The organism is Lactococcus garvieae subsp. garvieae, assembly GCF_029024465.1.
Taxonomy (GTDB): domain Bacteria; phylum Bacillota; class Bacilli; order Lactobacillales; family Streptococcaceae; genus Lactococcus; species Lactococcus garvieae.
The window spans coordinates 2,017,929-2,039,253 of sequence record NZ_CP118950.1; the positions used below are offsets into that span (position 1 = coordinate 2,017,929).

The window sequence follows — 21,325 nt, forward strand, 5'->3', positions numbered from 1 at the left end:
ATCAGCTCATCCTTTTCGTTAAATTAAATTGATTAAGCCTGTCACGTTTTTCAAGTGCAGAATCAATATATGTTTTAGGCGAATTCATGAAAGTGTCAAAAGCTACTAGAGAGATATAATTGTCTTTTAGAGAATTATAATAGCCATCCGTTGGACAATATTTATATTCTGATTTGACATTAAGCATATTCTTACGAACAAGATTTGAAAAATCAGCAATCGTGGTCACTTCCTCTGTTTCTCGTGCAATTACTTGGGATTTAGCTTCTGGAGTATAAAGTGCAATCGCGCCATTTGTGCGATTACCACTCCTATCCTCCAAAGAATATCGAAGTTCATCGTATAACCAATCGTCAATATTATTAAACCAATCTCGCCGATAATCAACCGCTTCTGGAGATAGAATAACCACTGTCAAGCTAGAGTCAGCAAGTTTCTCGTACAAATATTTTTGAATCGTGTCTTCTGACAAATTCCCTCTATCAACATCTTCAGATTTATTGATAACATAATCAAGTTCTTCAAACTTCTTAGACAGTCTATCTTTATAATCAGAGCTATCTGACATCCGAAAAGAAATAAATACTTTTGATTTACTCATTATTTTTTTCCTTTCTCATTTTGCTGTAAATTCGCCCAGTTGACATTTTCGCTTGATATAATTGTTTCCACGCGTTCCACCAAGTCAGTAAAGGGACTTTCAACGTCTTTATATACACCCGTTTTTGTTAAAAACATATACTTCTCATGTTTCAGAGTTTCTGCTATTGTCCGATAACTAATCCAATTTTCTTGGTATTTCAATAAAGAACTGACCCCTTCAATCAATGCAATAACTGCACCAATCACTGCAATTAAATTAAAAATCCACCAGCCAAAATCTTTCGCTAGTCCAGAAAAGAGAGGAATGAGTATCGCTAATATTATTGATGTAATTCGTGAGAATAAGTATGCTTTCTTGTAACGCTGGCTCTTTTTATCATACCAATTTAGTTGGTCATCTAAGCGTGTTTTTAGGTACTCCCCTTCTTTCATCACTTCCTCCTAATGAAAATTCTTTTGTAGACTGCTTGTACAGGGTAACCAACATCAAAGTAGGTTCCCGAACCAAATTCTTCCTTCCTTATAACACACCCCATCGTACCAGTCTTAGACTTACTTCTTTTTCCGTCAACAACTTTCTCTTTTCTTTTATAAATCTTGGTTGGTGGTGTAGCGTTATATGCATCGCTACCAACAATTTCAAATTGTTCTGGATTATAATGATGTAGAAAGGTAATGGGAACTCCCATTATTCCTTCATAATCATTAGGTATTGCTTTATAATTTGGAACTTCTATAGCTTCATAGTTATCATATTGAGGATAACCATTTTCTCTAACGAATTTAATCTTAGAGAACTTCAAGTTATCTTCCATACTCATTAGCGAAAGTAATTCATGTCGCCGCCCATGCTCTAAGTTGGTAAACCAAACCACAGAATTCACAAATATTTGATGCTGTCCATTAACTATCCTATGTTTTGCATTTGAACTAAATTCATACTCATCAGAAACCCCAAACCAGCGATTAGAACCATTCATTGATGTCCCCAACCAGATTTTATTATTTAAAATGTAAGGGAAAATTTCTTTGTATGTAATTGCATTTTGATTTCCTATCACACAGAATTTTTTGTCTGCTTCCATAACCCAAGCTAAAAACTCTCTAAAGAGCGAGAATGGCGGATTTGTGATAACAATATCCGCCTCATCACGTAACTTACAGACCTCATCAGTACGAAAATCACCATCACCTGTCAGATATTCAAATTCAAGGTCTTCAATATCAATCTTACCATCGCCTGTCACATCTTTACGCTCCAACGTGAAAATCTTGCCATTAGCATGTGACTTAGTTTCATCAAACTTTGGCGATTCCATTTCAAAAAGTGACAGCTGAATCGGTGTTTTAATCAACTTACTATCTTGGGCATAGCTGGTTGAAATTAGTTTTTTCAGACCAAAATTCATGAAATTCTGTGCAAAATACTTAGTAAAATTGCTCCATTCAGGGTCATCACAAGGAAGGAGAATGGTCTTGTTTCTAAATACATCGGGATTGTACTCCAGATAAGCATTCATCTCTTTTTCAATATCCACCCATTGTGTGTAAAATTCGTCATTTTTTGCCTTTTTAGCATTAGATAAATTTTGATTAGCCAATTACACACCCGCTTTCTGAGCACGCAAAAACGCCGTCAAATTTGATGGCGTTTTTTGAACACACCGAAAAAGGGTAGAAACTACCTGTGCTGTGCTGTGCTGTGCTGTGCTGTGCTGTGCTGTGCTGTGCTGTGCTGTGCTGTGCTGTGCTGTGCTGTGCTGTGCTGTGCTGTGCTGTGCTGTGCTGTGCTGTGCTGTGCTGTGCTGTGCTGTGCTGTGCTGAACGATTGTACCATTCTAACACTCCTTGTCAAATATTTATTATTCCTATTATACCATGAATAGCGCAAGCAGGGTTTAATTAAAAAAACTTAAAATTTTTTATTCTCAGATTGACTTTACAAGTCAATTATTGAGCAAAACATAGCTGTATTATCACACATATATGAATTCAAAACAGCTCAACCAAGCCTTTTAAAATTGACCTGACAAGTCATAGGAATCCTTTTCTGGCTTTAGTAAAATATGGTTATGCAAGGTAACTTGTAAATAAAAATAGTCCAAAATGATGCGCATCAAAATGGACGGATTGAAACAAATAGTGAAATGACATCAGTCATTTACTCGCTATTCTGATTCTCCGTTGTTTTGATGTGCTTTTTTGTCGAACTCTGAGCTTGTTTCTTTCTGTCCTCGGACGAAAGGAAACAGCATGAGCAAAGTAGAAGACAAACGGGATGATTTGATTGAACAAGCCGCCAAACGTGGAGATTGGGATAAGGTGCTTCGTCTGCTCGACCAACCACTTGATAATCTTGAGCGCAAAGATAGAGCCTACGGATTACTAAGCACCAACTGGAATATCGGAACAACAGACAATCTTAAAATTGAACTTGGGGACACGATTCCAGATTTTTCTCTTGACCCTTTGGAAACACTTCTTCAAATAGAAGCACAGACTGAACAAATCAATCCTTTTATCGCGATTCAAGCTTTTGATGAAGTAGAGCAACAAATTTTATTAGGAAGATTACTTGATAAAAAGCCTTATAGCAAAATTTCAAAAGAAGTCAAAATGAATGATAAGACTGTCAAATCGCACTTTACGAAGGATTTAGAACACCTCAAATCACTTCTCAAATAATTTTTAAGCGAGGATTCCGAAAATCCTCGTTTTTTCTCCTGAGTAATAGAGGAGGTGGAAAGTATGTTCTTCATCTGATAAAGTCTAGCTCCTGACTTTAAACTGAGCCAACTCAAAAAATTTTTAACAAGAAAGGATTTACACCATGAAAGCAAAATTTCAAAAACGCACAGGAGGCTATACTCCTGAACTGGCAAACAATATCTTAGACGCCTCAAAACCGATTCATTCTTTGAGCCTTGAACTTGAAGCGCAATTCAAATTTGAAGATAACAAACGGACAGATGAGGTCATTGCCTATAAAGCTTGGTTTACTCAAGCTGGATTACCACCATTTGAAGTAAAGTTCGAGCATCAAATTAAACTTCCACCCTACTTGGCGGTGATTACCTTTGATGACCTTCAAGCCTGTGAAGTCAGTTACAACATCTACTTCCGTGCCAATGAGATTAAGGAAGTGAAATAATGACAGATAAACAACTCGAACAGTACTTGTTACAGAGTCTGAACATGGCGCTTGGTTCACAAATTCAAGGCGAAACAAGTTACACGCAAAGTTTCGATTGTAAAGTCGGGGAAAATGGATTCTTATTCATTCCCCGCTTGCCTTCGGGCTATATCATTGATAATGAACTCTATCAAAAAATTTTCTTGATTGCGAACGCTGCGTTGTACCCTCGCTATACGTTGTTGAAGCAAAATTCAGCCTATTTTGTCCCCTTTGAAACAGACGATATACATACTCAACGTGGACTTTATTTCCCTTGGAAAAAGGGGATTTCAAAGCGGTTAGTCATTTCCGATTTAGAACAATTTTCAACTTCTAATATTGGAACAACACTTCCTATCATGGAAAATCTAGTGATTGATTATGAAAAAGTGACCTCGATTGCGATTGCTGGAAATAGTGGTTCAGGAAAATCTTACGCCTTGACCTACTTTTTATCCATGCTCAAACCAATTTCAGACCTCATCATTATTGACCCTAAGTTTGATACACCGTCAAGATGGGCAAGGCTCAATGGTATTAAAGTTATCCACCCCAAGCAAAATCGTTCCAAATCTGATTTTGTTTCTCAAATCAATGAAGCATTAAGTGGTTGCTTACAGCTCATTTATCAGCGACAAAACATTCTTTATGATAACCCCGAACACAAATTTACTCATCTGACTGTGGTTATTGATGAAGTTTTGGCTTTGTCTGAGGGGACAAACAAGAACATCAAAGATTCCTTCTTCTCCCTCTTATCTCAAATTGCACTCCTTGGACGAGCTACAAAAGTCCACTTACTCTTGGTTTCACAGCGTTTTGACTACAATTCAATTCCTGTCAGCGTTCGGGAACAATTAAATGTTTTAATTCAAATTGGAAACATCAATAGTAAAACAGTACAATTTCTTTTTCCTGACCTTGACCCTGATGGAATTGTTATTCCCGTTGGAGTAGGAACGGGCTTGATTATGGTTATTGATAACGAGCATCCCTATGCTGTTTTACCCTTGCTCTGTCCAACTTACTATACAAAGAAAGGCATCCTATGAAAAAAACTTACTTCATCAAAACCTTTAACTTGATTTTGAATCTGTTCATTTTAGCAGGTGTTGAAAGTTTATCTATCGTTGCTTTCAAGTGGACACACTTCTTATTTGACAAGAATGATATGCTATCAAAAGTAATATTAACTCAAGAAATCAGAGAATGGACGCTTCAGATTTTGCGGTATATTGAGATGCTTGCAACAGCTACTTTGATTCTATTATTTCTGTTGCTAGGCATTGAATTATTCTCACGACTACGAGAAGATACTTTCTTGAATTATTTCAAGTCTGTTTTTCAAACGTTTAAGCTCCGACACTTTTTAGTTCAAAGTGAACATTCTGAAAAGACAGCCGAAAATCAAAAAATTACTTCTTTTAATCCTATTTTCAAAACTTTTAACAAAGCAGTTCACAAAGGTGTGATAGATATTAGCAACGAGAACATCATTCTCTATCTCAAAGTTCCTCACACGCAACAGGCACAAAAGCTACTCAAAGAAATGGAAGCTCAAATCAAAGAGGAAGTTGCAAGTCGAAATCCTGATTATTATTTCTCAGCTCCAAATCGAGTAAAAAATAAAATGTGGTTGATTGGCACTAAACGATAAGACGGGTGGCGTTGCGGTTCACAAAGTGAAAACCGCAAACGCCACTTTTCTTTTGGTTTAATGGGCTACTACGACCCCATTAAACCAATAATCAATAATCACGATTCCGAAAATAGAACAATAATCTCCTGAGTAATAGGAGGTGTTGAAATGACACAGAGAAAAGAACAGCGCTCAAATAAATGGGCATTCCTATTGTACAAAGAAAGCGCACCAGAAGATTATCTTGAGGTGCTTGATGAACTTCACGTTCCTTACGTACTTAGTCCTTGGCATGATAAGGACGTGAACAAAACAACAGGTGAATTTAAAAAAGCGCACAAACATGGTGCATTATTCTTTGAGAGTCTAAAAAGCTATACACAAGTTTCAGATTTATTGACTGAAAAACTTAATACTCCCGCCCATGTTGAAGTTGTGATGAGCCCAAAAGGTATGTATGATTACTTTATTCATGCGGAAAATCCAGAAAAGACACTCTACAACGTTGAAGATATTGAAACGGGATGTGGTTTTGAATTGGAAAAATTCTTAGCAGAAAACAACCCTGACTTGCTCAAACAAGTTTATGAAGTCATGCGTGATTCTGGCTTAAGAGAATTTGCGGACTTCACAGATTTAATCGCAGAACAGTTTCCTGATTTACTTCTATATGTCTTTGATAAAAGCTACTTTTTCAAGATTTATCTGGATTCTAAGCGATATAACATAAGAGAGAGTAAAGAAAATGAGGAGGAAATCAATGGAAAGTAATTATCCTTATTTACTCAATCGTGAGCAAGCTTCAAAATTTATTGGAATTGACCCTAAATCTTTTGATAAATATATCCGTTCTGACAATACCTTAAAGCGCTTCATGGTTGGAACACAAGAGCGTTTCACGATTGAGGAACTTAAAAAATTTATTGAATCTCACTTTGTGAGTTAATACGAATGTTGATAGTTTCGCAGATTTCAAGTACAATAATCTTGTATTCATTTGCCTGCTATCAACTTTTTAATTAGAAAGCTGAATAATATGGCACAAATAACAAAACGTGGAAAAAAGTGGCGTGTCACTGTTTCCACATCAAAATATGGCAATAATGCCAGAATCACAAAATCTTTTGACAACAAGGAGGATGCTAAAAAATGGGCGCTCGAAAATGAGCTTGCCAAGAATATCGGAATCGACCTTTCAAAACGGAATCAGACTTTCTCAAAGTACTTTGAAAATTGGGTTAAAACCGTCAAGAAAAATGATGTTCGTGAAACAACTTATCAGAATTATCTCCATGTTATTCCGATTGTAAAAAAATTATTTGGAGACACAAAAATTTCTGCGCTTGATGATTTGCTTGTACAATCTAAAATTGATGAGTATGCAGAAAATCACTCAAGAAAAACAACTACCGAAGTTCTCTTGAAAATCAGAACTGCTCTAAGTTACGCATACGGACACGGGCTTTTGGCTACCGATTTTGGAAAGTTGATTAAAACTCGTGGTAAAGTTTCCGAAAAGAAAAATATTGCCTTATCAATCACAGAAATGAAAATTTTAAGACAATATTTGATACGAGCGCATAAGAATGAGTTTGAAATTATGGTACTTCTTGCTTTAGAAACTGGAGCTAGACGTGGAGAACTGCTTGGTTTACGCCCCGACTACATTGAAGATAATGCTATTCTTATTCGTGAATCCATCAGTCCCACCTCAAAAGATACTGAGTTAAAAACAAAGAAATCACGAAGAAAAATCACTATCAATCATGATGTCATGGAACTTCTCAAAACTGTTCCGTGCAAAGAAAATGGATATATTTTTGACCCTGATGGCTTCCAACAATCTGCAAAACTTTCACGATTATTAAACCGCTTAGGATTATCAAAGACAACTTTTCACGGTTTGCGTGATACTCATGCTTCATTTTTATTTTCAAGCGATAAGATTTCAATAGATTATATTAGTCAGCGATTAGGACATTCTAATATCCAAACGACGATGAACTATTATCTGACTTTAATGCCAGAAAAAAAGCACCAGCAAGATGCCGATGCTTTAGATTTTTTGAATTCTTTATCAGAATAATTTGTGTGTCTGGAACCCCTTGATACAACTGCTTTAACAAGCCAAATTGCACCAAGATTGCACCAGAAATGTCCACAAACGTTGATACAGAGCGGTTCTGATTAACGTTTTGAGAATTGTGAAGCTTTACGGGCTTTCTTAAGACCAGCTTTTTTACGTTCAACCATACGAGCATCACGTGTAAGCAAGCCAGCGCGTTTCAAAGCACCACGGAAGTCTGGATCCACTTCAAGCAATGCACGAGCGATACCGTGACGGATAGCTCCTGATTGACCTGATACACCACCACCGTTTACGTTTACGAGTGTGTCGTAGCTACCTTCAGTTTGTGTAGCTGCAAATGGTTGGTTGATAACAAGGCGAAGTGCTGCTTGTGGGATGTAGTCTTCTACATCACGTTTGTTAATTACGATTTTACCTGTGCCGGGTACGAGACGTACACGAGCAACTGAATTTTTACGGCGTCCTGTGCCAGCATATTGTACTTGTGCCATTTAGTGCGTTCCCTCCTTAGATAAGACCTGAAATATCAAGAACTTCAGGTTTTTGTGCTGCGTGTGTGTGTTCACCACCAACAAACACTTTAAGTTTCATGCCTTGAGCACGACCAAGAGTGTTGTGTGGAAGCATACCTTTAACTGATTTTTCAATCAAACGTACAGCGTTTTTCTCACGGAGTTCACCAGCAGTGATTGATTTCAATCCACCTGGGTGAAGGCTGTGACGGTAGTAAACTTTATCAGTTGCTTTTTTACCAGTAAGTTTTACTTTATCAGCATTGATAACGATAACGAAATCACCTGTATCTGTGTGAGGAGTGAAAGTTGGTTTGTTTTTACCGCGAAGTACGCTAGCAACTACAGCTGACAAACGACCAAGAGGTACATCAGTTGCGTCAACCACGTACCATTTACGGTCAACGTTTGAAGCGTTAGCCATGAATGTTGTTTTCATCATTTGGGTTAAGTTTCCTTTACTTAGAATTTGTTTACGGCAGGTGTAAGAGTCCTGCAAATATTTTTGGGTTTCCGGGGCCACAAAAATGGGGTAAACAATACCGTTTATCATAATACCACATATGTCAAGTCTTGTCAAGATTCATTTTTAATTTTTTTGCTTTTATGTTAAACTATTACCATGAATGTAGTTCTTACTTTAGACTCCAAAATGTTAGATAAACTTTTTCTTAAGTTCGACAAATATAAGAAAGCATCCAAGAACCAATATATTGTTTTTTATGCAAAGCTACCCAAAGCTACTATTTCTGTCTATACATCAGGAAAAGTTGTCTTTCAAGGGGAAGATGCTGAACGTATCGCTCAACAATTTGGGCATGCTGCTTCATCACGTCCACAGCAACAAGAGAACATCATCGGTACCGATGAAGTCGGCAATGGTTCTTATTTTGGTCCCTTAGTCGTTGTGGCAAGTTTTGTCAATGCTGAAGATGTTCTTTTATTAAAGAAGCTCGGTGTTGCCGATTCTAAAAAAGTCACCGATGAAAAAATCTATCAAATCGCGCCTCAATTAATAGAGAATATCACACATGTGCCTTTGATTGTTGAGCCCACAAAATATAACCAAGTCATTGATTCAGGTTATAATGCTGTAAGTATCAAAGTAGCCTTACATAACCAAGCTATTTATCTCCTCGAAAAACGGGTTTCGGAAAGTATTGAATACATCATTGTTGATGCCTTTACGACTGAAAAAAATTATCAAAAATATTTATTCGCCGAGCAAAATAGAGTGAACGGTAAAGTTACACTTTTACCTAAAGCTGAAGACCAGTTCTTAGCCGTTGCCTGCAGCTCTATTATCGCCCGCTACCTCTTTCTAGAAAGTCTCAAAGCACTTTCTCTAGAAGCAGGTTATACGTTACCAAGTGGCGCCGGAGCAGCTTCTGACCAAGTAGCTGCAAAACTCATCCGTCAAAACGGTCGTGAGTCCTTGAAAAAATATGCAAAATTACATTTTGCTAATACTAAGAAAGCAATAAACATAGCTCAAATATAGAAAGTTAAATATGGAAAATACCACACAAACTAAACAAACGAATGCCTTCACACGTTTCATCAAAGAATGGGGCATCTTTCTCGCAATTATCACCATCGCAATCCTCTCACGTATCTTTATCTGGTCACTTGTCGTTGTTGATGGTCATTCAATGGATCCAAACTTAGCTGATAAACAACGTCTTGTTCTTATCAAAACTGCAAGTATTAACCGCTTTGATATCGTAGTTGCTAAAGAAACAGAAACAGTAAATGGGCAAACCGAAACAAAAGACGTTGTAAAACGTGTCGTTGGTATGCCTGGTGATGAAATTAAATTTGATAAAGATCAACTTTATATTAATGGGAAGAAAACTGATGAGCCTTATTTGGCAGACTTTAAAAAACAGCTTTCTAATAATGAACTCGAAAAGACTTATCAAAATTACGCTTTAACTTCCGAACTCTCTGAAGCCAACCGCGCTTTCTTTGTTCAACTGGCGCAACAAGCTCAAGCCTTTACAACGGATGCAACAGGCAATCCAACCTTTACGATTAAAGTACCTGAGGGAGAATACCTTCTCTTAGGGGACAACCGTATCGTGTCGAGAGACAGTCGAGCAGTCGGAACCTTTAAGCGTTCTGATATTGTTGGACGGACCATGTTCCGTGTGTGGCCAATTAATAAAATTTCTACCCTTAACTAATAAAAAAGCTTTGTCTATCTAGACAAAGCTTTTTTCATATTTTTATATTCTAAGGAGGTAAGGACAATCAGCAAAACATCAAAAACCGATACAAAGAGCATAAAATTAGAATGATGCTGTGAATACTCTATCATTTGGTAAATAATAAAGCCTAAAAAAACAAAAATCGATAAGGGATACGCCCAAAGAATCTTTTTCCATAAAAGTAACAGCGTTACAAGCTTGATTAAACCATGTACTAGAAGATAAATAGCGGCGAGATATTGTGTACTCACAGTAAAATGATGCCCCAAGTTTAATAAAAGGTGAGCTATAAAATCACTCGGGTCTTCTTTTAATTCTCCTCGAGTAAACCAGCCCACAATACCCGACATACGCTCAGGTGTAATAAAGAAAAGAAAAATACCACCCAGAACTTCGCCCAAGGCAAAGAGCGACTTTAGCAACAATACAATATCAAAACTTAGATCTACAACACTCTGGTTGTTTGCTTTATTTCTCTTCAAATATATTACCTAGCTCTACTTCAATCGTCCGCTGGGCAACATCTATCTGATCCACCTTGAGGATTGATTTATAGTCATCGACCAAACGCTCTCCCTTGAAAGGCCCTTCCAGAAAGACAGCAACACCAGACAAGAAGCAATCAAATTCGTGAACAAGACTCTTCATGCCATTAATTGTTCCTGCACCCTTCATAAAATCGTCTACAATCAATACACTTTGACCAATCGATAAACTCCGCTTAGAAAGTGTCATATTTTCAACACGGCTGCTTGAACCTGACATATAATTCACGTTTAAAGTTGCCCCTTCTGTAACTTTGGGGTCACGTCGGACAATAACAAAAGGAACATCTAAAATTTCCGCTACAGACTGTGCAATCGGAATTCCCTTTGTCGCAATCGTCATCACAACATCAATTTGTTTATCACAATACTCATGTGCAATAATTTGGCCAATTTTTTTTAGATTAGCAGGGTGACCTAGAATGTCAGAAAGATATATATAACCTCCAGGTAAAATACGATTTTCTTCACGCAAAAGCTCGGCAAGCTCCAAGGCACGGTCCCGAGAAACTTCATCAGATATATAGGGTGTAAAACGTACGCCTCCTAAACTTCCAGGAAAAGTTTCGACAATTCCAATGTTTTGATCTTCAAAGACCCGTTTAATAAAAACAAGGTCTTCAGAAATAGAGGATTTGGCTACTTCATAACGTTTACTAATTTCGTTCAGGTTCAACATTCTATTGGGTCTGTTTAATAAAAAATTAGTAAAGTCCACTAAACGTTCGTTTCTTTTCATATTTATCACCCTTTTCTTTTTATTGGTTTAATTATAACGTAGAAAAACCGAACAATCAAGCAAAGGAGTCAAATTCAAACATAAAAATTACAGCGTCTAGAAGATATGCTCGAATAATTTAAAAATAAAAAAAGCAATACCTTAAAGATATTGCTTTTTATTCGTTGAAATAATCAAAGATTATTCAGAATCGCCACTGCGACCGTTTTTCTTGATGATTTCTTCTTGTACTGATTTAGGTACATCTTCGTAGTGGTCAAATGTCATCATGAATGTACCACGACCTTGTGAAGATGAACGAAGAGTAGTTGCATAACCAAACATTTCAGCAAGTGGTACAAATGCGTTAACGATTTGTGATTTACCATGTGCTTCCATGCTGTTTACACGTCCACGACGAGCTGTTACGTGACCCATAACATCTCCGAGGTTTTCTTCAGGAACTGTGATGACAACTTTCATCATTGGTTCAAGGATTGCAGGTTGTGCAGTCTTAGCAGCTTCTTTCATAGCGAGTGAAGCCGCAACCTTGAAGGCAGTTTCTGATGAATCGACATCGTGATATGAACCATCGTAAAGTTTAGCTTTAATATCAACCATTGGGTAACCAGCAAGGACACCGTTAGCCATAGTTTCTACCAAACCTTTTTCAACGGCTGGTACGAATTCACGTGGAACCACACCACCGACGATAGCATTTTCAAATTCGAAACCAGCACCTTCTTCGTTTGGTGTGAATTCGATCCATACGTCACCGTATTGACCTTTACCACCTGATTGACGTTTGAAGAATCCACGTGCTGAAGTTCCAGCGCGGAATGTTTCACGGTAAGCAACTTGAGGCGCACCAACGTTTGCTTCAACTTTGAATTCACGTTTCATACGGTCAACAAGAACGTCCAAGTGAAGTTCACCCATACCAGAGATAACTGTTTCACCAGTTTCTGGGTTTGTTTCAACACGGAAAGTTGGATCTTCTTCAGCCAATTTTTGAAGGGCAACACCCATCTTATCTTGGTCAGCTTTAGTTTTAGGTTCAACCATCAATTGGATAACTGGTTCTGGAACTTCAATTGATTCAAGGATGATTTTAGCTTTTTCATCTGTCAATGAGTCACCAGTTGTAGTGTTTTTCAAACCAACAGCAGCGGCGATATCACCAGCATAAACTGTTTGGATTTCTTGACGTGTATTGGCATGCATTTGGAGGATACGTCCGATACGTTCGCGTTTACCTTTAGAAGTATTCAAAACGTATGAACCAGCATCCAATGTACCTGAGTAAACACGGAAGAATGAAAGACGTCCAACGAATGGGTCAGTCATGATCTTGAAGGCAAGAGCCGCAAATGGAGCATCATCAGATGCTGGGCGTTCGTCTTCTTCGTCTGTTTCTGGGTTAACACCCTTGATTGCAGGGATATCCAATGGACTTGGGAGGTAATCAATAACTGCATCAAGCATCATTTGAACACCTTTGTTCTTGAAGGCAGAACCTGCAAGCATTGGGTAGAATTCAACGTTGATTGTTGCTTTACGAATAGCAGCTTTCAACTCTGCTTCAGTGATTTCTTCACCTGCAAAGTATTTTTCCATCAAGTCTTCGTCTGTTTCAGCGATAGCTTCGATGAGTTTTGTACGCCATTCTTCAGCTTGTTCCATGTATTCTGCTGGGATTTCTTCGTCACGGATATCTGTACCAAGGTCGTTAGTATAGATTTCTGCACGCATAGTTACCAAGTCAATGATACCAACGAAGTCTTCTTCAGCTCCGATTGGAATTTGGATTGGATGAGCGTTAGCGCCCAAACGATCATGCAATGTAGAAAGTGAGTAGAAGAAATCAGCACCGATTTTATCCATTTTATTAGCAAAAACGATACGTGGAACTCCATAGTCAGTTGCTTGACGCCAAACTGTTTCAGTTTGAGGTTCAACACCTGATTGAGCATCAAGTACAGTTACTGCACCGTCAAGAACACGGAGTGAACGTTGTACTTCGATTGTGAAGTCCACGTGACCTGGTGTATCAATAATGTTTACACGGTTGCCTTTCCATTGGGCAGTTGTCGCAGCAGAAGTGATAGTGATACCACGTTCTTGTTCTTGCTCCATCCAGTCCATTTGTGATGCACCTTCGTGAGTTTCACCGATTTTGTGAATTTTACCAGTATAGTAAAGGACACGTTCAGTGGTAGTTGTTTTACCGGCATCGACGTGAGCCATGATACCGATATTACGAGTATTTTCAAGTGAAAATTCGCGAGCCATAGTTTTCTCCTAATTAATTTTTAGTTTTACACCCCATTATATCATAATAATCAAGGTTTTTATAGTTCTATTTTTATCTTTCAACTATTTTTAAATAAAATTTAAGCTTTTTTCAAAGTGACTTGCTTTATCTTCAAAAAGAGTTGTCAAAAAAGAAAAAGGAGACTATTCTCCTTTTTCAACAATCTCAATCCACCTTTCGACAGATTCTAAATGATTAAGGTACAGGAAAAGACGCTCATAGAGTTGTTGAGAGGCCTCCTCATGCTGCGCACTCAGTGCTTCTCCTATTTCCTTTACAGTTGTTTTACCATCGATCATGCTAAAAACAAGTGTACCATATTCATCCAAAGACATGTACGTACGTTGAGGTATTTTCGCCCCCATTTTACGCATAAGATTTTGTGTCCAATGCTTTTGATCTTTATAAATCCGAATTCGACCCTCATGCCATTCAAATAGCACTTTATCTTTTTTTCGGAAAACCATATTCAGATTTTCATCTGAAATATCATCTTTTTTCTTTTTATTACTCATCTGACTTCTCAGCAGCCGGAGCTTTCTTGATTGACATCAATGGTGCTACGATCGCAATGATTAAGATGACCATAAGCACCCAAGCCATGGCATTAGAACCTACAAATCCCGTAGGTGTTCCAGGAGTTACGACTCCTGAAACTTGAAGGATAATACCCAACAGACCAATAATTGATGCACCGGCAACTAAACCTGACGATAAAGAGACACCTGAGGACATACGTTCTTCTTGAACAGCTTCTGTATCTTTTTTACCAAGAACTTCTACCAAAATACGTACCAAAGCACCAATAAGAATAATTGATGTTGTTGAAATTGGAAGGTAGAAACCAATCGCAAATGTCATAACTGGAACTTTAATCATGTAAAGGATAATACCGAACACGATACCAGCAATAATCATATGCCATGGAAGCTCTCCACCGATGATACCATCAGTCAAAGTTGCCATCAAGTTTGCTTGTGGTAAGGCGAATTGAGCTGCATCACCCGTCAAGGCTAATTGATCACGAAGTAATACGATAACACCTGTAACCACTACAACACCAAGAACAGCAGCAACAAGGAAGAAACGACGTACTTCATATTTGTTACCACCAGTGATGAAGGTAACTTTTTGAGCTTGTGTGTAACCACCAGCTACAGAAATCGCTACAACGATGAATGTACCGAAGAGCAAGAGTGATTTAAGGTCTGCACTTGATGTCCAACCCATTGTCAAGAAAACAAGAGTCAAGATAACAAGTGAAGCAATTGTCATACCAGATACTGGTAAGTTAGATGTACCGATTGTACCTGTCAAACGTCCTGCAACGATGATGAACAACATTGAAAGAACGATTGAAAGAATACCAGCAAGGAAAGTCATGGCAATGTTTCCGCCAGAGATAATGAAGCCAACAACAAATGTTGCAACAATACCAATAAGGATAGCGAAGATACCAAGTGAATCACGTTCTCCAGCTTCGGCATTTTTACGACCATCGAGTGTTGCTTTAACAGAATTAATGATGGTTGGAATAAGACGGATTGCCCCAATCATACCACCAGAAATCATCATCCCTGCACCAATGTATTTAACATATGATCCTGAGATAGCAGCAAAATTCATAGCTTGGATTGGAGTAGATGGGTCATTCCAAACGTGATGACCGTTTCCAGCCATTTCTGAGAAGTAACCAATCAATGGAGCGATACCAAAGTTAGCAAGGATTGAACCAGCAAACATCATTACCGCAACTTCAAGTCCAACAATAAATCCGATAGCAGCAAGCATTGGGTTTACTTCAATCTCAAGTTTCCATTTGTAGAAAGTTTCGTTTGTATAGCTTACAACGTTGTTCACAACACCAAAAACTGCTGAAGTGAATGCAGTAATAAGTCCACCAACACCAAAACCGATACCCATATATTTAAGCGAGTTACCACCTGTTGAAGAAGCAACAAGTGTTTCCGAAATAGCCATCGCTTCTGGATAAACAAGTGTGCCATGTTCTTCAACTAAGAGGTAGTCTTGAACAAATGACAAAATACCAAGAGAAACAAGAACCGCAGAAACACCAACAATTACACCTTCAAAGAAAGAGACTTGTTGTCCAATAAGGATAACTGCTGGCAAGACAAAGATAAGACCTGAGGCGATTGACTCACCACCAGTTGCCATCGACTGTAGGATGTTCTTCATCAGGAAGTTATTTTTACGGATAAAAATTGACAAAAGTCCTGAACCAAGAATAGCCCCTGGGATACCTGCAGCTACTGTTAAACCAGCACGCATTCCTGAATAGGCAGTAGATGCTGCGAAAAGAATAGCCAAAATAATACCAATAACAATTACAACTGGGTTGCCAGCACTCTTTTTGCGTCCATCTTCATAAGGGAGATAATCTTTCCCTGCGACACCGCCATAGGCGGTTTTAGACAATTTTTTCATATTGTGTAATATACTCCTTAAGTTTGAAAGTGTTTTCGCCTTATTTTACTACAAATTCATCAAATCTGCAAGGTGTTTAAGTGTTTTTTGTAGCTTTTTTCTCATATTTTTGTTATGTAAATGTGTATATTTTTTTATTTTCTTATCTTTGAAAACAAAAAAACTTGACCCTAAAGTCAAGTTTTTTCTAATATAACGACCAAAGGCCATTTTCTTACCAACGGAAGTGAGCGAACGCACGGTTTGCTTCTGCCATTTTGTGTGTGTCTTCACGTTTCTTAACTGCAGCACCTGTGTTGTTTGCAGCATCAAGAATTTCTTTTGCAAGACGATCTTGCATAGTGTGTTCACCACGGTTACGAGCGATTGTTACCAACCAACGGAGTCCGAGAGTTGTACGACGTTCTGGACGAACTTCAACTGGGACTTGATAGTTAGAACCACCAACACGACGAGCGCGAACTTCAAGAACAGGCATGATATTTTCCATAGCTGTTTCGAAAACTTCAAGTGGGTTGTTTCCAGTAGCTTCTTCAATTTGTTTGAAGGCTCCGTAAACGATATTTGTAGAAACGCCACGTTTACCATCAAGCATAACGCGGTTGATAAGACGTGTTACTACTACTGAGTTGTACATTGGATCTGCCAAAACTTCACGTTTTGGGGCACGATTTTTACGCATTCTTCTTATCTCCTTTCAATTACGCTTTTGGTTTTTTAGTACCGTATTTAGAACGGCTTTGTTTACGATCTGTTACACCAGCTGTATCGAGTGCACCACGAACGATGTGGTAACGTACCCCTGGCAAGTCTTTTACACGACCACCACGAAGAAGAACAACACTGTGTTCTTGCAAGTTGTGACCGATACCTGGGATGTATGCTGTAACCTCGATAAGGTTAGACAAACGTACACGAGCGAATTTACGGAGCGCTGAGTTAGGTTTTTTCGGAGTCATTGTTCCAACACGAGTTGCAACACCACGTTTTTGTGGGCTTGCTACTTTAGTTTGGAGTTTTTTACGACTGTTATAGCCGATGTTCAATGCAGGTGAGTTAGATTTTTCCACTTTAGAGTGACGACCTTTACGCACCAATTGGTTAATAGTAGGCATTTTTCTGTCTGCTTATCCCTTTTATTTACGGAGAACCGCAAAGCGAAATAAAACGAATAAACAATCCTTTCTGTTTTTTTATAAAGTTGGAATGTCAGTATATGGTCGCTTAATCCAAGTTCTGACAAGAAGTTTGGCAACTTATACAAGTTCTCCTTATTAGGACCAAATATAAAAAGTACCGTTTATTATCATATCAAAATTTAAACACCCTGTCAACTTTATTTTGCATATTTTAGAGAAAAGTATTTCTTTACAAAAATTCTTACATTTTCTATACTGTCACGCGCTCTTAAGTGCCCTAATACCTGTATGAGTGAATAAATGATGTCGCAGGATAACCAAAAAGCAAAATGGCGATAATCAAGCCAATAAATAAAAGGTCTAAAAAAATTAAGAGAACAATGGTCAGTATACGTCCTATCTTGTTATAAGGATTAATACTAAGGCCGTAACCGAATGCTTTTGGTACCCAAAGGGGAGAATCCGATATTCCTTTATAATGCTGATAAGCAAGTTTATTAAAGCTTACAGTTACATGTAAAAGGAGAATGCAAAGGAGGAAGATGAGTACTGTAATACTGTTAAGCAATGTTATATTGTTCTGTGATAGGGGAAGGAGTAATAATGATAAGAGTAAGATAAGGCTGGTCAATATAATCAATAGTATAGAATACTTCCTGTTCGCTTTCTTCGTATTGATTAACTCATAATCTTTCTTGACTTGCTTCATAAACTGGGCGTCTCCTTTAATAATATCAAGTGAAAAATCATAATAATTACTTAGTTCTATAAGCATCGGAACATCTGGGAAGTTTTTCCCGTTCTCCCAGTTGGAAAGGGATTGTCTCGAAATATAGAGTGTATCAGCGACCTTTTGCTGCGTTTCTCCTTTTTTCTTCCGTTCCTCTACTAAAACAGTGGCTAACTTCATCTTTACTCCTTTCTTGCCCCATCATGATATATTAAAAAGAAGGGAATGTCTAGCAAATATTTCTTGCATGCCTCTATCAAAAGGGTGAAAAGAAATGTTGTAAATGAAGTTTACTAATACTGTAAACTTCATTTACTTCTTTAAAAATAACAAATATTTGCGTGGCTTTTTTTAAAAGATGCGTCATGTTTTACGTGAAACCTTCGATTTGCTGTTCAAGCATCTCTCCGTGTGAATTTAACACTAATTATTTTTGAAATACATTAGACCTTATTTCTCTGGTATGATAAAATAGAACCATGAAAAAAATCTTGATCACTTTCCTTTCCTTACTGCTTTTATTCTCTCCTTTGGCGACTATAAATGCTCAAGCTGCAGATTTTTCTGTGGATGCAAAATCCTCTATTGCCGTGGATGCAAATAGTGGCAAAATCCTTTATAGCCAAAACGCAACGGATTCAAGCACGCGCATCGCCTCAATCACTAAACTTTTAACGGCCTACTTGGTTTATAAGAGTGTCGACGAGAAAAAAATTGCTTGGGATACAAAAGTACCTATTTCTGACTATGCCTATAATTTAACAATGAATAGTAACGCAAGTAATATCCCACTTGCTGAGGGAACTGAAGTCACGGTTAAAGATTTACTTAATGCCTTGCTTTTACCTTCAGCTAACTCCGCTGCTATAGCTTTGGCAGAAAAAATCGGTGGTTCAGAACCGAAATTTGTTGATATGATGATGGCCCAATTGAAAGAGTGGGGCATTACAGATGCTAAAATTTATACTTCTTCTGGCCTCCCAAATAGTGAACTCGGTAAAAATATTTATCCGGGCTCTACTGAAAATGATGCTAATACAATGAGTGCTCAAGATGTTGCCATTATGTGTACACATCTCCTCAAAGATTATCCCGAAATATTGAAAATCACCGAAAAGACAGAACTTCCTTTTGATAAAGGAGGGCAATCTGAAACTACCTTAGCAAATACGAACCAAATGTTGCCTGGTTTTACAACAACACGCGCCGGTGTAGATGGTCTTAAAACTGGTTCAACTTCATTTTATGTTGACTGCTTTGCTGCTACAACAGTTCAAAATGGTTTCCGTATCATTACCGTTATTTTAGAAGCTAAAGACCCTTCTGTAGATAATTCAACACCTTTTACACTCACTAATGATCTTATGAATCAAGTCTATGCTTCTTGGACAAATGCAGATATTCTTAGTAAGGATGAGCAACTCAGCGATTTCCCTAAACTTCCCGTACGAGATGGAAAGAAAAACAGTATTGATCTTATAGCTAAAGACAACTTCTCCGCTGTTGTTCCCTTAAAAAATGGTACGGCAGACATGAATGCAATGGAGATCACCTTTGATCTTGACCCTAAAACAAATATTGAAGCCCCCGTCAAAAAAGGAGAAGAGTTAGTTCAGGCTACGGCTACACAAAAAGATAAACTCGGTTATCTTCCAGGATTTTCAGGTTATCATTTTCCTCTTACAGCTAAGACAGACGTAGAACGTGCGAATGTCTTTGTCGTGATGTGGAATAAATTCGTCCGTTTTGTAAACGAAAAACTCTAATAAAAAAACTTTCTTGCATGCAAGAAAGTTTTTTTTAATTTATAGAGTTTTCTAGCTTAGAATGACGATAACTGTAAGTAAAGTAGAACCCAGCTGCAAACATAAGTAAAAGGAGAAGAAAAAGCCACACTTGTGTATGATAGTGTACAATCAAAAAGCCATTGACAATGATTGATAAGATAGGGAGTAAAGGGACGAGTGGGGTTTTAAACTCATGGGGTTGTGGCACCCCTTGTTCTTTACGTAGCTTTAACAAACCAAGAGCTAATACAATCAGATACAACAATGTAGATAAACTCAAAAACTGACTGAGAGAGGACATCGGAACAAAACCGGCTATCAACATGGAAACACCCCCAATGACAAGCGTTGCATTAATTGGTGTTTGGTGCTTAGTTGAAATTTTACTGAGCTTTGGGGGTAAAAGTCCGTCACGACTCATAGAGTAAAGTAAGCGTGACAAGGCGTAAGACATAGTGAGAGCAACACTGAGTAACGTAACCACCGCTATAACAGAAATGTAAGTCGCTGCCCATTCAACTCCAAGGTAAGCAAGAGCAAATGCAATAGAATTTGTGACATTTAACTTATAATAAGGCACCGTTCCTGTAAGCACCAATGTCACAATAACATAAAAGACTACCGCAACAAAAAGTGAACTGATCACGCCATAAGGAATATTTCGGCGGGGATTTTCAGCCTCATCTACCGCTGTCGACACTGTTTCGTAACCAATAAAGGCAATAAATAGCATCGAAGCACCTGGTAAGATACCTGATTGACCCCCAATTAAGGAACCCAAGCCAAAAGGCGCAAAATTAGACCAGTTTGCAGGTTCCAGATAAAAAAGGCCAACAATAATAAAGACAATTAAGGCTGAAAACTTTAAAACGACGAGAGTATTATTCAAATGGGACACTGTTCGCGTGTTTAAGAAAATCATCACCGTTATTGCAGCCACTACCAACATTGGAATTAAATCAATAGAAAAACCGGAAGTATGGCCGAAGGAGCCGTCTAATCTAGAAGGAAGTTGCAAATGCAGCAAGCCTTTGAAATACCCACTCCATGACTTTGCAACGATTGAGATTGTTGTAAAAAATTCAATTGCCAAAAGCCAGCCTACAATCCAAGCCGGAAATTCCCCAAAAACAGCATAAATATAGCCATAAGGCCCACCTCGGCTGGGGACACGTGAAGCAAACTCCGCAAAAATCAGAGCGGACAACCCTACAGCAACCCCCGCAATAATAATGGATATAATAAGTGAAGGCCCAGCAATCAAAGCTACACCGACACCAGTAAAGGTAAAAATACCTGCTCCTACCATTGATCCTAGACCTAATAAAGTTAAGTCCATCGAATTAAGAGTACGTTTCATTTCACTTTTTTCTTGAACTACTCTTTTACGAAAAATGTTCATATCACTCCTCTACT

At 38.0% G+C, this 21,325-nt stretch carries 25 protein-coding genes; 10 read left to right on the top strand and 15 right to left on the bottom strand.

Features of this window, described 5'->3' with window-relative positions:
* Position 1: 1 nt before the first annotated feature.
* From PYW30_RS10170 to PYW30_RS10185, 4 genes are read right to left on the bottom strand one after another with little or no spacing between them, the layout of a single operon-like run.
* Positions 2-601: a TIR domain-containing protein gene (locus PYW30_RS10170; protein WP_042219547.1), complete on the bottom strand. Its 600-nt coding sequence runs from the start codon at positions 599-601 to the stop codon at positions 2-4.
* Positions 601-1,035 carry a DUF4231 domain-containing protein gene (locus tag PYW30_RS10175; RefSeq protein ID WP_042219545.1) on the bottom strand — a complete coding sequence of 145 codons (435 nt, stop codon included), beginning with the start codon at positions 1,033-1,035 and terminating at the stop codon, positions 601-603. The genes PYW30_RS10170 and PYW30_RS10175 overlap by 1 nt, the downstream gene beginning before the upstream one ends.
* Complete coding sequence (locus tag PYW30_RS10180; RefSeq protein WP_042219543.1) at positions 1,035-2,204, bottom strand: adenine-specific methyltransferase EcoRI family protein; 1,170 nt, start codon at positions 2,202-2,204, stop codon at positions 1,035-1,037. The genes PYW30_RS10175 and PYW30_RS10180 overlap by 1 nt, the downstream gene beginning before the upstream one ends.
* A complete protein-coding gene (locus PYW30_RS10185) occupies positions 2,197-2,448 on the bottom strand; it encodes a hypothetical protein (RefSeq protein ID WP_422120504.1) in 252 nt (83 codons plus the stop codon). Before PYW30_RS10185 ends, PYW30_RS10180 begins: the two co-directional genes overlap by 8 nt.
* A gap of 408 nt (positions 2,449-2,856) precedes the next feature.
* On the opposite strand from PYW30_RS10185, the gene PYW30_RS10190 reads away from it, so the two are divergent.
* The 7 genes from PYW30_RS10190 to PYW30_RS10220 all read left to right on the top strand — a co-directional run bounded on the left by PYW30_RS10190 (position 2,857) and on the right by PYW30_RS10220 (position 7,503).
* Positions 2,857-3,288, top strand: a complete 432-nt coding sequence (locus PYW30_RS10190; protein ID WP_052370190.1) for a sigma-70 RNA polymerase sigma factor region 4 domain-containing protein — start codon at positions 2,857-2,859, stop codon at positions 3,286-3,288.
* 145 nt (positions 3,289-3,433) lie between these two features.
* A complete protein-coding gene (locus PYW30_RS10195) occupies positions 3,434-3,754 on the top strand; it encodes a hypothetical protein (RefSeq protein WP_042219537.1) in 321 nt (106 codons plus the stop codon).
* Positions 3,754-4,830 carry an FtsK/SpoIIIE domain-containing protein gene (locus tag PYW30_RS10200; RefSeq protein ID WP_042219534.1) on the top strand — a complete coding sequence of 359 codons (1,077 nt, stop codon included), beginning with the start codon at positions 3,754-3,756 and terminating at the stop codon, positions 4,828-4,830. Before PYW30_RS10195 ends, PYW30_RS10200 begins: the two co-directional genes overlap by 1 nt.
* Positions 4,827-5,435 carry a hypothetical protein gene (locus tag PYW30_RS10205; RefSeq protein ID WP_042219532.1) on the top strand — a complete coding sequence of 203 codons (609 nt, stop codon included), beginning with the start codon at positions 4,827-4,829 and terminating at the stop codon, positions 5,433-5,435. The genes PYW30_RS10200 and PYW30_RS10205 overlap by 4 nt, the downstream gene beginning before the upstream one ends.
* A 150-nt stretch (positions 5,436-5,585) precedes the next feature.
* Positions 5,586-6,188: a replication protein gene (locus PYW30_RS10210; protein WP_042219530.1), complete on the top strand. Its 603-nt coding sequence runs from the start codon at positions 5,586-5,588 to the stop codon at positions 6,186-6,188.
* Complete coding sequence (locus tag PYW30_RS10215; protein WP_042219528.1) at positions 6,178-6,363, top strand: hypothetical protein; 186 nt, start codon at positions 6,178-6,180, stop codon at positions 6,361-6,363. Before PYW30_RS10210 ends, PYW30_RS10215 begins: the two co-directional genes overlap by 11 nt.
* 90 nt (positions 6,364-6,453) lie before the next feature.
* Positions 6,454-7,503: a site-specific integrase gene (locus PYW30_RS10220; RefSeq protein WP_042219525.1), complete on the top strand. Its 1,050-nt coding sequence runs from the start codon at positions 6,454-6,456 to the stop codon at positions 7,501-7,503.
* 101 nt (positions 7,504-7,604) lie between these two features.
* Here the strand turns inward: PYW30_RS10220 and rpsI are convergent, their stop codons facing one another.
* Together rpsI and rplM are read right to left on the bottom strand one after the other, a co-directional pair.
* Positions 7,605-7,997, bottom strand: coding sequence for a 30S ribosomal protein S9 (rpsI, locus tag PYW30_RS10225; protein ID WP_003133537.1), 393 nt, complete (start codon positions 7,995-7,997; stop codon positions 7,605-7,607).
* A gap of 16 nt (positions 7,998-8,013) precedes the next feature.
* Positions 8,014-8,460 carry a 50S ribosomal protein L13 gene (rplM, locus tag PYW30_RS10230; protein ID WP_003133539.1) on the bottom strand — a complete coding sequence of 149 codons (447 nt, stop codon included), beginning with the start codon at positions 8,458-8,460 and terminating at the stop codon, positions 8,014-8,016.
* A 180-nt stretch (positions 8,461-8,640) separates the two neighbouring features.
* Here rplM and rnhC point away from each other — a divergent pair, with 180 nt between their 5' ends.
* On the top strand, positions 8,641-9,519 hold the full coding sequence (rnhC, locus tag PYW30_RS10235; RefSeq protein WP_042219523.1) for a ribonuclease HIII: 879 nt from the start codon (positions 8,641-8,643) through the stop codon (positions 9,517-9,519).
* 10 nt (positions 9,520-9,529) lie between these two features.
* Positions 9,530-10,204, top strand: a complete 675-nt coding sequence (lepB, locus tag PYW30_RS10240) for a signal peptidase I (RefSeq protein ID WP_019299792.1) — start codon at positions 9,530-9,532, stop codon at positions 10,202-10,204.
* Positions 10,205-10,218: 14 nt separating this feature from the next.
* Here lepB and PYW30_RS10245 read toward each other — a convergent pair whose 3' ends face one another.
* The 8 genes from PYW30_RS10245 to PYW30_RS10280 all read right to left on the bottom strand — a co-directional run bounded on the left by PYW30_RS10245 (position 10,219) and on the right by PYW30_RS10280 (position 18,302).
* The gene (locus PYW30_RS10245; protein WP_042219520.1) at positions 10,219-10,710 is read right to left on the bottom strand and encodes a DUF2127 domain-containing protein; all 492 of its coding nucleotides are present in this window, start codon (positions 10,708-10,710) and stop codon (positions 10,219-10,221) included.
* Positions 10,697-11,512, bottom strand: coding sequence for a pur operon repressor (gene purR, locus PYW30_RS10250; RefSeq protein ID WP_003133543.1), 816 nt, complete (start codon positions 11,510-11,512; stop codon positions 10,697-10,699). The genes PYW30_RS10245 and purR overlap by 14 nt, the downstream gene beginning before the upstream one ends.
* A gap of 180 nt (positions 11,513-11,692) precedes the next feature.
* Positions 11,693-13,783 carry an elongation factor G gene (fusA, locus tag PYW30_RS10255; protein ID WP_042219518.1) on the bottom strand — a complete coding sequence of 697 codons (2,091 nt, stop codon included), beginning with the start codon at positions 13,781-13,783 and terminating at the stop codon, positions 11,693-11,695.
* 165 nt (positions 13,784-13,948) lie between these two features.
* The gene (locus PYW30_RS10260; RefSeq protein ID WP_014025542.1) at positions 13,949-14,320 is read right to left on the bottom strand and encodes a PqqD family protein; all 372 of its coding nucleotides are present in this window, start codon (positions 14,318-14,320) and stop codon (positions 13,949-13,951) included.
* Positions 14,313-16,253: an OPT/YSL family transporter gene (locus PYW30_RS10265; RefSeq protein WP_003133548.1), complete on the bottom strand. Its 1,941-nt coding sequence runs from the start codon at positions 16,251-16,253 to the stop codon at positions 14,313-14,315. Before PYW30_RS10265 ends, PYW30_RS10260 begins: the two co-directional genes overlap by 8 nt.
* A 214-nt stretch (positions 16,254-16,467) precedes the next feature.
* Positions 16,468-16,935, bottom strand: coding sequence for a 30S ribosomal protein S7 (gene rpsG / locus PYW30_RS10270; RefSeq protein ID WP_003133550.1), 468 nt, complete (start codon positions 16,933-16,935; stop codon positions 16,468-16,470).
* A gap of 19 nt (positions 16,936-16,954) precedes the next feature.
* The gene (gene rpsL, locus PYW30_RS10275) at positions 16,955-17,368 is read right to left on the bottom strand and encodes a 30S ribosomal protein S12 (RefSeq protein WP_003133552.1); all 414 of its coding nucleotides are present in this window, start codon (positions 17,366-17,368) and stop codon (positions 16,955-16,957) included.
* Between the two features lie 301 nt (positions 17,369-17,669).
* Positions 17,670-18,302 carry a helix-turn-helix domain-containing protein gene (locus tag PYW30_RS10280; protein ID WP_042219516.1) on the bottom strand — a complete coding sequence of 211 codons (633 nt, stop codon included), beginning with the start codon at positions 18,300-18,302 and terminating at the stop codon, positions 17,670-17,672.
* Between the two features lie 299 nt (positions 18,303-18,601).
* Here PYW30_RS10280 and PYW30_RS10285 point away from each other — a divergent pair, with 299 nt between their 5' ends.
* A complete protein-coding gene (locus PYW30_RS10285; protein WP_042219514.1) occupies positions 18,602-19,888 on the top strand; it encodes a serine hydrolase in 1,287 nt (428 codons plus the stop codon).
* 34 nt (positions 19,889-19,922) lie between these two features.
* On the opposite strand, the gene PYW30_RS10290 is transcribed toward PYW30_RS10285, so the two are convergent.
* The gene (locus tag PYW30_RS10290) at positions 19,923-21,311 is read right to left on the bottom strand and encodes an APC family permease (protein ID WP_042219513.1); all 1,389 of its coding nucleotides are present in this window, start codon (positions 21,309-21,311) and stop codon (positions 19,923-19,925) included.
* Positions 21,312-21,325: the final 14 nt, after the last annotated feature.